The 14375-nt window shown below is 26.0% G+C and carries 15 protein-coding genes and 1 riboswitch; of the genes, 10 read left to right on the top strand and 5 right to left on the bottom strand.

Annotated elements, in window-relative coordinates; all coding sequences use genetic code 11:
• Positions 1-227 precede the first annotated feature (227 nt).
• From I4U66_RS09925 to I4U66_RS09935, 3 genes are all read left to right on the top strand, one after another.
• Positions 228-839 carry a YitT family protein gene (locus I4U66_RS09925; protein WP_092925750.1) on the top strand — a complete coding sequence of 204 codons (612 nt, stop codon included), beginning with the start codon at positions 228-230 and terminating at the stop codon, positions 837-839.
• Positions 840-988: 149 nt separating this feature from the next.
• A complete protein-coding gene (locus tag I4U66_RS09930) occupies positions 989-1159 on the top strand; it encodes a hypothetical protein (RefSeq protein WP_166505459.1) in 171 nt (56 codons plus the stop codon).
• Positions 1160-1323: 164 nt separating this feature from the next.
• Positions 1324-1851 carry a GNAT family N-acetyltransferase gene (locus I4U66_RS09935; RefSeq protein ID WP_092925752.1) on the top strand — a complete coding sequence of 176 codons (528 nt, stop codon included), beginning with the start codon at positions 1324-1326 and terminating at the stop codon, positions 1849-1851.
• A gap of 88 nt (positions 1852-1939) precedes the next feature.
• On the opposite strand, the gene I4U66_RS09940 is transcribed toward I4U66_RS09935, so the two are convergent.
• A complete protein-coding gene (locus tag I4U66_RS09940; protein ID WP_092925754.1) occupies positions 1940-3220 on the bottom strand; it encodes a DEAD/DEAH box helicase in 1281 nt (426 codons plus the stop codon).
• Between the two features lie 173 nt (positions 3221-3393).
• Between I4U66_RS09940 and I4U66_RS14650 the strand changes: the two genes are divergently transcribed.
• Positions 3394-4212 carry a MerR family transcriptional regulator gene (locus tag I4U66_RS14650; RefSeq protein WP_092925755.1) on the top strand — a complete coding sequence of 273 codons (819 nt, stop codon included), beginning with the start codon at positions 3394-3396 and terminating at the stop codon, positions 4210-4212.
• Between the two features lie 71 nt (positions 4213-4283).
• Positions 4284-5468, top strand: a complete 1185-nt coding sequence (locus I4U66_RS09950; RefSeq protein ID WP_195581122.1) for an MFS transporter — start codon at positions 4284-4286, stop codon at positions 5466-5468.
• A gap of 124 nt (positions 5469-5592) precedes the next feature.
• On the opposite strand, the gene I4U66_RS09955 is transcribed toward I4U66_RS09950, so the two are convergent.
• The 3 genes from I4U66_RS09955 to I4U66_RS09965 form a co-directional block, all read right to left on the bottom strand.
• Positions 5593-5922, bottom strand: coding sequence for a hypothetical protein (locus I4U66_RS09955; RefSeq protein WP_092925758.1), 330 nt, complete (start codon positions 5920-5922; stop codon positions 5593-5595).
• On the bottom strand, positions 5922-6272 hold the full coding sequence (locus I4U66_RS09960) for a PqqD family protein (RefSeq protein WP_092925760.1): 351 nt from the start codon (positions 6270-6272) through the stop codon (positions 5922-5924). The genes I4U66_RS09955 and I4U66_RS09960 overlap by 1 nt, the downstream gene beginning before the upstream one ends.
• A 105-nt stretch (positions 6273-6377) precedes the next feature.
• Positions 6378-8297 (bottom strand): OPT family oligopeptide transporter, encoded by a 1920-nt coding sequence (locus tag I4U66_RS09965; RefSeq protein WP_092925762.1) that lies wholly within the window; start codon positions 8295-8297, stop codon positions 6378-6380.
• A 347-nt stretch (positions 8298-8644) separates the two neighbouring features.
• Here I4U66_RS09965 and I4U66_RS09970 point away from each other — a divergent pair, with 347 nt between their 5' ends.
• Together I4U66_RS09970 and I4U66_RS09975 are read left to right on the top strand one after the other, a co-directional pair.
• Complete coding sequence (locus I4U66_RS09970) at positions 8645-9331, top strand: ferric reductase-like transmembrane domain-containing protein (RefSeq protein ID WP_195928824.1); 687 nt, start codon at positions 8645-8647, stop codon at positions 9329-9331.
• A 223-nt stretch (positions 9332-9554) separates the two neighbouring features.
• Positions 9555-10352: an HAD family hydrolase gene (locus I4U66_RS09975; RefSeq protein WP_092925766.1), complete on the top strand. Its 798-nt coding sequence runs from the start codon at positions 9555-9557 to the stop codon at positions 10350-10352.
• A 46-nt stretch (positions 10353-10398) separates the two neighbouring features.
• Here I4U66_RS09975 and nhaA read toward each other — a convergent pair whose 3' ends face one another.
• Entirely contained in the window at positions 10399-11598 is a 1200-nt protein-coding gene (gene nhaA / locus I4U66_RS09980) for a Na+/H+ antiporter NhaA (protein WP_243278802.1), read from the bottom strand.
• Positions 11599-11886: 288 nt separating this feature from the next.
• Positions 11887-11930: riboswitch (PreQ1 riboswitch) on the top strand.
• A gap of 98 nt (positions 11931-12028) precedes the next feature.
• Here nhaA and I4U66_RS09985 point away from each other — a divergent pair.
• The 3 genes from I4U66_RS09985 to I4U66_RS09995 all read left to right on the top strand — a co-directional run bounded on the left by I4U66_RS09985 (position 12029) and on the right by I4U66_RS09995 (position 14359).
• The gene (locus tag I4U66_RS09985) at positions 12029-12994 is read left to right on the top strand and encodes a nucleoside hydrolase (RefSeq protein WP_092925768.1); all 966 of its coding nucleotides are present in this window, start codon (positions 12029-12031) and stop codon (positions 12992-12994) included.
• A 1-nt stretch (position 12995) separates the two neighbouring features.
• The gene (locus I4U66_RS09990) at positions 12996-13559 is read left to right on the top strand and encodes an ECF transporter S component (RefSeq protein ID WP_092925770.1); all 564 of its coding nucleotides are present in this window, start codon (positions 12996-12998) and stop codon (positions 13557-13559) included.
• A 107-nt stretch (positions 13560-13666) separates the two neighbouring features.
• Complete coding sequence (locus I4U66_RS09995) at positions 13667-14359, top strand: radical SAM protein (protein WP_092925772.1); 693 nt, start codon at positions 13667-13669, stop codon at positions 14357-14359.
• The last annotated feature ends 16 nt before the right edge of the window (positions 14360-14375 follow it).

Below are 14375 nucleotides of genomic sequence, written 5' to 3' on the forward strand. Positions count from 1 at the left end.
AGAATAGGAAAAAAATAATACACATGTAACCCTTGGAAATACTAGTATCTTCAAAAGATTTAAAAGTTTATAAAAAAAACTCCAAAAATCCCTTGAAAAAATATTGTCAATCTTATATAATATTTAGTTTTAAAATTCACACTATACAAAATAATTTAAAATATATATAATGATATTAAGTCAGGGTAACTGACTAATAAATTATAAAAATATAGGAAGGGATATTTATGGATAGGCGGACGAATGTAAAAAAAATAATGTTAATATTGTTAGGGGCAATGATATTGTCATTTGGAATATTTAATCTAAATTATCAAAACAATATAACTGAAGGTGGAGTGTTAGGAGTTTTACTACTGCTAAAGAATGTTTTCAATGTGGATTTATCTATGGCAAATATATTAATAGATCTTAGTTTATTTGCAGTAGGTTATAAGTTCTTTGGAAAGAAGTTTTTAATGTATTCATTAGTTGCAACAATTAGCTTCTCAGTGTTTTATTCTATATTTGAAGGAATAGGACCTATAATACCAGTTCTTGAAAGCAAGCTACTAGGGACTATATTATCCGGTTTATTTGTAGGTGTAGGAGTTGGTATAATAGTTAGAGAAGGTGCAGCAGCTGGTGGAGATGATGCTTTAGCATTGGTGATTTCTAAGATTACATCTTTAAAAATAGGTAAGATTTATATGATAAGTGATGTAGTTATACTTATATTATCTTTGTCATATCTATCTGCATATGATATATTTTGGTCTTTAATAGCTGTAAATATAAGCGGAAGGCTTATAGACTTAATATATAACTACAACAACACAGATAAGCTAGCAAGTGCTTAACATATATAAAGACAGGTTTAAATACCTGTCTTTTTTGTTAAATAAATTTTGATTATAAAAAAGAAGAACTAAACATTAAAAATATTTAAAAGAGGAATATATATAAATATGTTGAATAATATAATAGAGAGATAAAGGGGGGATAAATAATGTTTTTCTTTAATAATATTAGTGGAACAGGAGTAGTAGTTTACCCAGGTTCTAATGTAGAGTTTTATGAAATAGTAGACACTAATGAGTACAAGATATCTATAAATAAAAGAACTTATAAAGTTAGCGAAGAAGTTTATAATGATGTAAAAAATAGATATGAAAAATAATATAAATATTTAAAAAAAGACTTAAGAAAATTCTTAAGTCTTTTTTTATTAAAATAAAAATCATATATTATAAAGAATAAAATAGTACAAACAGAATAATTGAAAACTACTAATACATATGGGATAATTAAATGATAAAAAGCGATCTAAAGGAGTAAAATATAATGATAAATATAAGATGTGAACTAGAAAAAGATTATAATACAGTAGAAAATGTAGTAAAGGGAAGTTTTAAAAATGAAGAGTTTAGTGATAAAGATGAGCATAACTTAGTTAATAGATTAAGAAATAGTAAAGAATATGTAAAAGAATTAGCTCTATTAGCCGAAGTAAATGAAGAAATAGTAGGTTATTCTTTGCTTACTAAAATAAAAATAAAAAACAAAAACGAATCTAGAGAATCTTTAGCATTAGCTCCAGTTTCAGTACTACCAGAGTATCAAAAGAAAGGTGTAGGAAGCACACTAATAAATAAGGCTATAGAAAAAGCTAAAAATCTAGGATATACATCTATAGTAGTATTAGGACATCCTAACTACTATTTAAAGTTTGGATTTATAAATGCTAGTGAATTTGATATAAAACCACCATTTGAAGTTCCAGATGATGTTTTTAAAGTTTTAGTATTAGATGAAGAGAAATTTAAAGGTACAAGCGGAGTAGTAGAGTATTCAAGTGTTTTCTTTGAATAGTAGTATCAAATTAATTTAAAATAATAACTAAGAAAATTCAAAGATAATTATAAAAGACGGTGTCATATTTCACGACACCGTCTTTTGACTATTTTTTCTTATTAAATTTATTATTTGTAGATTTTTTATGTTCATACTTATCTACTTTTTTATTTTTACTTACTTTTTCTTCTTTTTTAGCTTCATTTTCTTTAGATTTTTTTCTAGCTTCTTTTTTCATCTTATCAAAATCAATTTCTACAAACTTGCCATTTTTTAACTCAACAGCTTTCATATCTATTTTAAAATCTCTTCTATAATCTCTTATAGTAGATAAATTTTGATTAGTTATTATAGATATTGCAGTTCCTTTTCTATTTCCTCTAGCACTTCTACCACATCTATGTATATATTCATTTTTACTAGGTGGGAAGTCTAAGTTAAATACATGACTAACCTCGACTATATCTAATCCTCTAGCAGAAAGATCAGAAGATACTAAAATACGAACTTTACCACTTCTAAAAGCACTAAGTGCATTTTTTCTATCTTCTTTAGTCATTTTACCAGATATACAAACAGCTTTATAGCTATGGTAATTAAGTTTTTCAGTTATAACCTCTATACTATCTTCATCATTGACAAACACGATAGCTCTACTTGGATTAGCAGAAGCTAGGGATTTTCTAAGTAATGTAAATTTTTCTCTTCTATCTCCATATAAATACATATGATTTATATTAGGATTTATTATTAATGTATCTTTAGTTTTAATCATTTTCATATCTTTCATTAAGTAATCACACATACTTATAGTATTTTCATTTAAACTAGCTGAAAATCCTAAAAGTTGTCTATCTCTTAATGTAGTCTTTATTATATTTTCAACAACTTCTTCATTTTTACCACTAAGTAAACTATCAACTTCATCAAGTATTATAGTTTTTATAGTATGTGCTTTAAGTTTTTTTTGCTTAATTAAGTCTAAAACTCTACCACAAGTACCAACTACTATATGAGGTTTTATAGTTTTTATATTTTTTATTTGCTTTTGAATATTTACTTCACCTATTATAGAAAAAGCAGTAACATTCATATTAGAATTCTTTGACAAAATTTTAGCTTGTTCAGTTATTTGCATAACTAATTCGTGAGTAGGTGCAAGTATTAACACTTGTGTTTCTCTTTTCGTAGTGTCTATTTTTTCAAACATAGGAAGTAAGTAAGCTAAAGTTTTTCCACTACCCGTTTGAGCGCTTACTAATAAGTCTTTATTATCTAATATATCTTTTATAGTTAAAGATTGAACTTCTGTTGGAGAAGTTATATTTTGTTCTTTAAGTCCTTTTATTAGGTTTTCATTTAAGTCTAATTTTTCAAATGTGTTCATTTTTAACTCCTTTACATATCTTGTAAATTACATTATACACGTATTATATATATTTTTATACAGTATGAGGTAAATTATTTAAGCTTAGGAATAAATTTAGGTAATATAATATTCAAAATTAGTATAGACTGTGGTCTTACACCATAGTTTATAATTATTTTGAGGTGATAAATATGAAACTTTTAACAGGTCAAGTTAGTAAAATTTTTAATATAAGCAAAGATACTTTAAGATATTATGACAAGATGGGACTCTTAAAGCCAGATATAAATAAGTCAAATGGATATAGATATTACTCACAAGAACATATTGATCAGTTAAATTTAATCCTAGCTACTAAGGACCTAGATATATCTTTAGCTGATATAAAAGAAACTATAGAAAGTGAAGAACTGTATAAATATAAAGAATTAGTAAATAAGCAAGAAAAACTAATAGAAGAAAAGATAGAGTCCTTAAAAAGAAAACAAAAACAATTAAAAAAATGGAACGAAATATTAGATATTGTAATAAATTTTGAAAATGAATATGACTTTAATAATATTAAAGTATACAGAGATACATACAGTTTTTATTTAATAAATTTAGATAAAATATTAGAAAAAGACTTTAATAAAGAGTATATAAGGTGCATAGATGAAGTATTAGAATGTATGAATGAAGAATGTTACTACACTATGTACAATTTGAATAATGGCAAAGGTATAGAAGAAGATGAAAGTAATATTCTTATAAAAGAAGATGAGAAAAATATTAGTATAATAAAAAAGTATATGGATAAGAACTTAAATTTAATACATAGAGAAATTAGTGGAGATTTTATTTGTGTAAAATTTTATGGGAATTCTGATGAACTAAATGATTATTTACTAAGGCTTAGTAAACACTTTAACAAAAAAGAAAATAATGAGGTATTTATAAAGTGTGGCTTTTATATACCTAAAAAGAATAACGATGAAAAATATTTTGTAGAAATTTTATTAAAAGTCTAAATCATAGTTGATTATATAGTAGAACCACACATTAGAATAAATTCATCAATAGATCTTAGGAGGTATATATTTTGAATCTAATTAAAAATAAAGTATTTTTAACAATACTTATAACAGATATAATACAGCAAATGGCTATATGGATAAGAAATATAGCTATAATGTTTTTTATAATGGATATAACAAATAGTGATCCATTAGCAATATCATCACTTAATTTTATAGAGTTTTTACCAATGTTTTTACTTACTTTTATAGGAGGAATAATAGCTGATAAGTATAATCCTAAAAAACTAATGATATGTGGAGATTTATTTAGTTTTATATCATTTATAATACTAGGCTTAGCGATATCTAAAGGATATATAATAGCTATATTTTTAGCAGTATTAGTTTCTGCTAGTGTTACACAATTTTCATATCCTGCATCACAAAAATATTTTAAGGAATATATAGATGAAGAATATATAGAAAATGCAGTTGGAATAAATCAACTTTTAAGCTCTGGATTTTTTGTTATAGGACCATTTATAGGATCTTACTTTTACTTTAATTTTGGAATAGGTAAAACATTAATAATATTATCAGGATTGTTTTTAGTATCCATTTTATTATTATTAACATTACCTAATAAGAGTTTTGAAAAAATAGAGAGTAGCGGTATACGTGAAGATATTAAGTTAACTTTTAAATATTTAAATGAAAAAGAGATACTAAAGTTGTTATCTAAAATATTTTTAATAGTAGCCTTTGCTATGGGAATAGCTAATAACCTAGATATATTCTTAGTAACGGAGAGGTTAGGCCTTAGCAAAGAGTTTTATCAGTTCTTTTCAGGGATAGCAGGAGTGGGAGTAATAGTTGGGGGTGGACTATATTTAGTCATATCTAAATATATGAATATGAAAATATTATATAGTCTTATAGGAGTGTTTGCTATAACAGTATTTTTTGAAGGATATTCAATAAACCCAGTATTTACTATGAGCCTTCAATTTATAGATAATATACTTGGTGGAATACTTAGTGGATATGTAATGGCGCTTATAACTAAAGTCACAGACCAAGAATATTTAGGTAAAATAAATGGATTAACATCAACACTTATGACATTAGGTATAATGGGAGGGACTCTTATATCAGGAATTATTATGAAATATTCATCTATAGTAGTTGCCTTTTTAGTAGCAAGTATATCATTTTTAATAAGTTTTATAATACTTTATAAAGGGGTTAACAAAGGATTATTAAAATAATAGGTTAGTGTTTAAAAGTAAATTAGAGTTATACATATAAAAATGAGCTATTTTAAATAGCTCATTTTTTAGTTAAATTAAAAATATTTTTCAGAATATAATTTTAAATCAAATATAGTTTTAACTATTTTAAGCTATATCCGTTAGTAGTTTTTTCTATAACACCATCTTTAAGCATTTTTCCAATAAGTATTTTAGATATATGAGAAGGATCTTTTATAACTAACTTGTCTTTAGAGTAAAATAAAGATGCTTTTAGATTTAAAATTTCATTTTCAATATCTTTTTTAGATAAAGTATTTTTAGTTTTAAAAGCTTTCATAACAGCTTTGTAAGATTTATTATAAAGTAAGTCTAGTAAATCATTAGGTTTATTTCTTTCTTTTATAATTCCCCAAGTATAAATAATTATTGTTGCAATTGCAAATAATAATATGTATATAATAATATCCATTATCTACCATCCTTTTTTAAAGAAATAAATTTATTATCTTTAAGTATAGTAAAATATGTAATCAATCTTTCATATAATGGCTCACAGTCTTTTCCAAATGAAGCTTTAACATATTTAGATATATCGTATATAGAACTTTCACCATCTATATTTTTCCATACACAGCTTCCTAGTTTGTCTAACTTTATGGAACTACTTTTTGGGACTTTAAATAAATTTTGAGCAATCTTATCAAATAATCCTTTTCTCGTGATTTCTAATGTAACTATCCCAAAGTTATCCTCAGACCAAGTTATTTTTGAGTTTTTGATAGGAATAAAGTCTAAGTAATTTTTATCATTTTTTTTCATAATACCACTCCTACAAATTTAGAATAAGCAACTTATTTATAATTAAAGAAATAAGTAGGAGAAAATTTCTCCTACTTAAGTATATGTTTATAGATTTTTTATATTCTATGATGTTTTACTCCTTTTATCTTTATAGGAGATAGTAAACTTAAATAGTGTAATTATTAGTATGATAAATGCTATAATAGAACCTATTTGACCTAAATTAACAGAAGTAGAAAGGTTTATAGTATCAGCAAGTGTTGATTCTCCAACATTTATTATTGCAAATATAGCAAGTAATACCCCAATTAGACCTTCACCTGCTATTAGACCTGAAGTATATAATATACCTCTATCAATTTGTTCTTTTCTATCATCTTCAGATACTTTCTTTCTCTTTTCAAAGAATAATCTAATAATACCACCAACCATTACGCCAGCACTTAAATGTATTGGAAGATATAGTCCAACTGCAAATGGTAGTACAGGTATTCCTATTATTTCAACAGCAACAGCTATTCCTGCACCAGCAAATATTAAAGTCCAAGGAAGATTTCCCTCCATAACACCTTCAACAACTAGTTTCATAAGAGTAGCTTGTGGTGCTGGTATTTCTTTTGAACCAAATCCCCAAGCTGCATTTAGTAAGTATAATACTGCACCTATAGTTATAGCAGAAATTAATACACCTATAAGCTCTCCATATTGTTGTTTCTTAGGAGTTGCACCAACAATATAACCTGTTTTTAAGTCCTGAGAAGCATCTCCAGCAATTGCAGCTATAATACATATTACAGAACCTATAGCTATAGCACCCATCATACCATCTTGGCCAACAAGTCCTGTTGATTTTAATACTATAGTACTTATTAAAAGTGTAGCAATAGCCATACCAGAAACTGGGTTATTACTACTTCCAACTATACCAACAAGTCTTGAAGATACTGTTGCAAAGAAGAAACCAAATACAGCAACTAAAAGTGCTCCAACTAAATTAACTGGAATAGAAGGAACTAGCCATATGGCTATAACTACTAATAAAGATCCAAATAAAACAACCTTCATAGACATATCTTGATCAGTTCTAAGTGAACTTTCAGATTTATCTAAATTAGAATAATCCTTCATAGCTTTTCTAAATGTATCTATTATAAGAGGCAGTGATTTTATTAAACTAATAATACCTCCACAAGCAACAGCTCCTGCACCAATATATCTTATGTAATTATCCCATATATCCCAAAATCCTAGTTCAGTTATAGGAACTGTAGCAGGATAAAGTGTCATATTGGCACCAAATAATGATATTAGTGGAATTAATGCTATCCAACCAACTATAGCACCAGCAAACATATATCCAGATATCTTAAATCCACATATATATCCAACTCCAAGTAATGCAGGTAATACGTCTATACCAAAGGCTCCATTATGATACCCAGGTATTTCCCATTCAATTTCTGTTGGGAATAGTTTTAAACCATCACCTATAAATTTGTATAAACCAGCTATACCAAGACCAGCAAATACTATAGATGCTTTAGATCCACCTTCTTCTCCAGCAAGTAAAACTTCTGCACAAGCAGTACCTTCTGGATAAGGTAATACACCATGTTCTTTTACAATAAGTGCTTTTCTTAGAGGTATCATAAATAATACTCCAAGTATACCACCACATAAAGCTATGATTGCAATTTTAATTAAGCTTGGACTTCCAAGTCCCCAATCTTTCATCCATATAAACATAGCAGGTAATGTAAATATAGCACCAGCGGCCAAAGATTCTCCAGCTGAACCTATTGTTTGCACTATATTATTTTCTAGTATAGAATCTCTTTTCAATATAACCCTTAAAACTCCCATTGATATAACAGCAGCAGGGATTGATGCACTAACTGTCATACCAACTCTAAGACCTAGATAAGCATTTGCAGCACCAAATATTACAGCTAATAAGCCCCCAAGAACTATTGATGTAACAGTAAACTCAGGAACTATTTTATTAGCAGGAATAAATGGCTTAAAATTGTTTTGATTATCCATAAATATTCCCCCTTTTGAGCCATACATTAATAACTCATTTTAATATTAATTTTTTATAATTCATATAAATTTATAAATATGTTATGCAATACTTTTATCATAAGTAAGGTTGGGATTAGGAAAAGATATCTATAGTAGAGTATATACATTTAGAAAATTTATATGAATAAAATTAAAACTATATAGATTAAATTTAAGTAGTTAAAACCTAAAGAAATTTTACAATTTGATGATTCCTAAATTTTTCCACATGCTATTTTATAAGAATTCTAATTAAAATTATTGACAAGGTATTAATGCTAAAATATAATAATGATTATCAATATGAAATGAAAAGGAGAATTAATATGCGATTAGTTTATTCATTAATTTTTATAGTGGCTTTAGCGCTAATTTTTACATCTAGCATAAGAAAACATTCGAGGTTATTTTATTTAATAGCTTCAATAATAGCCACATCAACAGTAATTTATGAAATATTTAGATTAACCTCAGATATAAAATTACAAGGATTTATAGGTGAATTTGAAAAAGCATCTATGAAGGGGAATTTTTCAATAGCATTTTTTATATTAGTAATGTTTGCAGGAGCACTTAACCCAAGGTGGAAAATAACGAAAAAATTGTTAGGAATAAGAGCAGAGGCTGCGATTTTAGGATCTATACTAATATTTCCTCATTGTATAATGTATTTAGTACGTTTTATAGTGAAATTACTTAATTATAAGCCTATAACTACACTTTATATTATATATTTAATTGTTGGTTTAATAGCATTTATAATAATGATTCCATTGTTTATAACGTCTCTCAAAAAAGTAAGAGTTAAAATGCAGTATTTAGAGTGGAAAAAGTTACAAAGATGGGCTTATCCATTTTATGTATTAGCTTATGTACATATAGTACTTTCAATTTTAAATGATGATAAAGTTGATATATTAAAATTAAGTATATATAGTATATTATTTATTGGATACTTTGTATTGAAATTGATAAAGGCCTTAAAAAATAATAAAATTTTATTAAAAAAATAGATACTTTTCAAATAAAATTAAAGTAATAATAGATGTTAAGTATTTTTTATAAGTTATTATTAGATAGATTATTAAAAAGTTCAAAAAAATATGTATTATAATACTTTCTAGTATGTTTACTAGGAAGTATTTTTAGTTTTAAAAAAGTTAATAGGGGTATATGATTTATACATAGGTAGATTTTATGTTAAATTATAAAGATTAGAAATTTTAGGAGGTACAGATGATAAAATTAATTGCATCTGATATGGATGGAACCTTATTAAATTCAAAGAAAAAGATAAACAACGAATTTTATACGATATTAAAACAATTAAAAGAAGATAATATAATATTTACAGCGATAAGTGGAAGAGATATATTTTCTCTAAAGAAAGTATTTAAAGATATAGATGAAGATATTGTATTTGCAGCAAACAATGGAAACTATATAGAATATAAAGGTAAAGTTATTTTTGAGAACTATATACAAAAAGATAAGTTAAAAAATATAGCAATAGTTGTAAGAAAATTTTTTAAGCACAATACACTTTATTGTGGAAAAGATATTATATACAGCGAAAGTAAAGTTGCTAAGTTCATAGGGATTCTATGGGGGCTTAATATAAAATATACTAAAGATATTATGAAAATAAAGGATAATATTATAAAAGTTACGGTTTTTGGAAAACCAAGTGATATTAATAAAAATCGCGAGAAACTTAAAATTTTAAATAATGAGTTTATGGTAACTATATCTGGGAGATTTTCTATTGATATATGTAGATATGGTGGAAATAAGAAAAATGGAATAGAAATAATTAAAAATAAATTTAATATAAAATATGATGAAACTATGGTATTTGGCGATAATATGAATGATTTAGAAATGATGGCATCTGCATATTATAGTTTTGCAATGGAGAATGCTAAAGATAAAGTAAAGTCTAATGCAAGATTCATAGCTAAATCTAATGATGACAACGGAGTAGTTGAAGCCATAAAAGAAGTGGCTTTAGTTAATGAAAAGGCTAAATTGTAAATAAAAAAAGTGTTATCTCAGCAAATAATAGAGATAACACCTTTTATTATGATATGTAATATTTATTTACTAAGGAGCTTTTGTTTTTAAGCATAAGTTTAAATCTAATATCAAAAAAGCTTATTACAGCTATACTAGATAATATGGATATACAAGAAGATATCAATATAGCTCTTTTTGAAATATCAATTAAAATCATATTATTTATAAATGCAACTTCAGATACAAAGATAGACATTGTAAAACCAACACCTGCAATTAATGATACCAAAAATACAGACAACCAACTTATACTAGAAGGCTTTTCAGAAATTCTAAAAGTACAACCAATAAAACTAAAAAGCACTATTCCTAAAGGTTTCCCTAAACAAAGTCCTAAAATTATACCATAGACTAAAGAATTCGTATCAGAAGTACCTATACTGGAAGTAATAGAAATACCTGTATTAGCAAATGCGAAAAGTGGTATTATAAATAAACTATTAAAAGGAACTAAAATCCTTTGAAGTTGTTCTAAGGTATTGTATCCATTATTATTACGTGAAGGAATTGTGAGAGCTAATAATATCCCACTTATTGTACAGTGAACTCCACTTAAATAAATGAAATACCACAAAAACAAACCAGATATAAGGTAATAATATATGCTGTAAATATTAAATACTTTATTTGCTATAATAAGCAAAAGTACAATTGAAAGTGCTATAGATAAATAGATTAAATTTATATCCAATGAGTAAACTACACCTATAGCTAGTATAGAAATCAAATCATCCACGACTGCTAGGGAAAGTAAAAATACTTTAAGTGATGGATTAAGTTTTTTAGAAAATAGTAAAAATATACCTACTGCAAAGGCTATGTCTGTAGATATAGGTATACAAAATCCACTTAAAAAAGCAGTGTTTTTATTTAAATATATAAATATAGCTGCGGGAACAATAACACCGCCGATAGAAGCTATAACTGGAAAAGATGCCTTTTTAAAAGAGCATAAATTTCCATAAAGTATTTCGTGTTTTATCTCAAGACCTGCTACTAGAAAAAAAATAGCCATTAAAAAATCATTTACAAACATATGAAATGAAAAATTATTTACTATACAAATATCTTTAAATATAAACTCATAAATACTTCTTAAAGGAGTATTGTACATAAAAAGAGCACACATAGTAGCTAAAATTAAAAGTAAACTTGTTAGTACTTCTAATTTTAAAGACTTTTTATAGGTTCTTAATAATCTCAATATATCACCAACTAACTTTAAATTTTTAAACAAGCATATAATAAATCTATGAATAGTGATACATAAATATGAGTCTATAATATTATTAAGTTATCAATATTATCATGAATAATATAAACCTAAAATATAAAAAATTAAATTTTATTTATGTTGAATTATACAACTATTTATTGTAAAATTAAATTTGTCAGTTAGTCATGGATAAGTCAAAAAGACTAGACAAAAGACTAGACAGAAAACTATAATAAACCGTATAAATATTAAAAATACTAGATAGTTTAAAGTTATCTAGGACTTGTTCGAGAACTCCAAGTATAAAAAACTAGGGATTTATATAGTGGCAGTATATAGACGTATCCTAGATACGCTTTTTTAATGCACTAAATAAAAGCGTATAGTTCTCCATTAAATGTTTATGGAGGAGATTAAAATGAAAAAAAGAAAAGTAATAATTGATTGTGATCCAGGAATTGACGATTCATTAGCAATACTTCTAGCATTAAATTCACCAGAATTAGAAGTATTAGGGATTACCGTATGTAGTGGAAATGTACCTGCAAACTTAGGAGCAAAAAATGCTCTAAAAGCACTTCAAATGTGTTCTTCGCTAGATGTACCTGTATATATAGGAGAAGAGCTACCTTTAAAAAAAGAACTTATAACAGCACAAGATACTCATGGAGAAGATGGTATAGGAGAAAATTTTTATGAAGAAGTTGATGCTAAAATTTTACATGGTGGAGTAGACTTTATAATAGATACTTTAAATAGAAATAAAGACGTATCTATTATAGCATTAGGTCCGCTTACCAATATAGCTAAAGCATTAATTAAAGATAAGAAAGCCTTCGATAACTTAGATGAGTTTGTTTCCATGGGAGGAACTTACAAAAGTCATGGGAACTGTTCACCAGTAGCAGAATTTAATTATTGGGTAGATCCACATGCTGCTGAATATGTTTATAAAAACTTACCTAAAAAAATTCATATGATAGGACTTGATGTAACTAGAAAAATAGTATTAACACCAAATATTATTGAATTTATAAACAAACTAGATAAAGATGTATCTAAATATATAACAGAAATAACTAGATTTTATATAGATTTTCATTGGAATCAAGAAGGCATAATAGGTTGTGTAATAAATGATCCATTAGCAGTCGCATATTTTATAGACAGAAATCTATGCAACGGATTTGATTCTTACGTTGAAATAGTAGAAGAAGGAAAAGCCATAGGTCAAACTATAGTAGATGCATATGATTTTTATAAAAAGAAACATAATGCACATATACTGACAGAAGTAGATGCAAAAGCTTTTATGAAGATGTTTATAAAAAATATATTTAAGGATAAAGGTAATATTATAGACTCTATAAAAGGAGTGATATAATATGGAAAAGAAATTAAACGTTAGAAACTTAACTTTAATAAGCTTTGGAATAGCTTTAAATGTAGTAGGAGCATTTATAGCCTATTCTTTAAGACTTCCTATATATATGGACTCTATAGGAACAATATTTATAGCCTGTTTACTTGGACCTAAATATGCCGTAATAACAGGTCTATGTGGAAGCTTAGTAAGTGGAATGACTTTTGATATATATTCAATATACTTTGCTCCTGTTCAAATAAGTACAGGGTATTTAGCTGGTTTGATGTATAAAAAAGGATTCTTAAAAGGTATAAAAACTCCTCTTGGAGTGTTTATATTCACATTACCAACATCTATAATAAGTGCCATGATAAGTGCATTTTTATTTGGAGGTATAACATCATCGGGTTCATCATATATTGTTCAAGTACTAAGTGTAATTGGAGTTCCAGATGTATTAAGTGTATTTATAACACAAATATTTACAGATTATGCTGATAAATTTGTGGCAGTACTATTAATAGGGGGTTGTGTTAATGCACTTCCTAGAAATGTAAAATCACAAATATTATTAAATAGATAAAATTCATAATAACTAATTTTTATAAATTTAAATTAAACATAGATTGGAATATATCAAATTAGGTATTATATTATGTATAATACCTAATTTATTATAAAGGAGAAAAAATGGACAGATATAGTGAAATAACTAATAAAAACCAAAGAGAAATAGTACTACTTAAAAGTTTTCCATGCGTATGGGGAAAATGTAGTTTCTGTGATTATATATTAGATAACTCAAAATCAGAAGAGGAAATAAATAAATTAAATTTTAAAGTACTTGAAAATATAACAGGAAAATACAAAGTTTTAGAAGTTATAAACTCAGGAAGTTGTTTTGAACTTCCGAAAGCTACACTTGATAAAATAAAAGATATAATAAAAGACAAAAATATTGAAAAACTATTTTTAGAAAGTCATTGGTCATATAAAAATAAAATACAAGATATGAGAGAATATTTTGAAATACCTATAACTTTTAAAATAGGTGTAGAAAGTTTTGATTATGACTTTAGAAATAATTTTCTAAATAAAAATGCTAAATTTAAAAGTGTAGAAGAACTTAAAACTTATTTTGATTCTCCATGCATGATGGTAGGTATAAAAGGTCAGACAAAAGAAATGATAGATAAAGATATGGATATAGTTTTAAATAATTTTGATCATGCTACTATAAATGTTTTTGTAAATAATACATCAGATATTAAAAGAGATGATGAGATAGTTAATTGGTTTGTAGATAAATATAAAGACTTACTAGATAAAAATCCTAATATAGAAGTATTATATAATAATACTGATTTTGGAGTAGGAGAATAAAAAGCTAGCTTAAATT

The organism is Romboutsia sp. D33t1_170424_H2 (assembly GCF_015669105.1).
GTDB classification, from domain to species: Bacteria; Bacillota; Clostridia; order Peptostreptococcales; family Peptostreptococcaceae; genus Romboutsia_C; species Romboutsia_C hominis.

Bases quoted from the DNA above. Each gene is read 5' to 3' on its own strand.
- I4U66_RS09925 (WP_092925750.1), top strand. From the start codon at position 228: ATGGATAGGCGGACGAATGTAAAAAAAATAATGTTAATATTGTTAGGG.
- I4U66_RS09930 (WP_166505459.1), top strand. From the start codon at position 989: ATGTTTTTCTTTAATAATATTAGTGGAACAGGAGTAGTAGTTTACCCA.
- I4U66_RS09935 (WP_092925752.1), top strand. From the start codon at position 1,324: ATGATAAATATAAGATGTGAACTAGAAAAAGATTATAATACAGTAGAA.
- I4U66_RS09940 (WP_092925754.1), bottom strand. From the start codon at position 3,220: ATGAACACATTTGAAAAATTAGACTTAAATGAAAACCTAATAAAAGGA.
- I4U66_RS14650 (WP_092925755.1), top strand. From the start codon at position 3,394: ATGAAACTTTTAACAGGTCAAGTTAGTAAAATTTTTAATATAAGCAAA.
- I4U66_RS09955 (WP_092925758.1), bottom strand. From the start codon at position 5,922: ATGGATATTATTATATACATATTATTATTTGCAATTGCAACAATAATT.
- I4U66_RS09960 (WP_092925760.1), bottom strand. From the start codon at position 6,272: ATGAAAAAAAATGATAAAAATTACTTAGACTTTATTCCTATCAAAAAC.
- I4U66_RS09965 (WP_092925762.1), bottom strand. From the start codon at position 8,297: ATGGATAATCAAAACAATTTTAAGCCATTTATTCCTGCTAATAAAATA.
- I4U66_RS09970 (WP_195928824.1), top strand. From the start codon at position 8,645: ATGCGATTAGTTTATTCATTAATTTTTATAGTGGCTTTAGCGCTAATT.
- I4U66_RS09975 (WP_092925766.1), top strand. From the start codon at position 9,555: ATGATAAAATTAATTGCATCTGATATGGATGGAACCTTATTAAATTCA.
- I4U66_RS09985 (WP_092925768.1), top strand. From the start codon at position 12,029: ATGAAAAAAAGAAAAGTAATAATTGATTGTGATCCAGGAATTGACGAT.
- I4U66_RS09990 (WP_092925770.1), top strand. From the start codon at position 12,996: ATGGAAAAGAAATTAAACGTTAGAAACTTAACTTTAATAAGCTTTGGA.
- I4U66_RS09995 (WP_092925772.1), top strand. From the start codon at position 13,667: ATGGACAGATATAGTGAAATAACTAATAAAAACCAAAGAGAAATAGTA.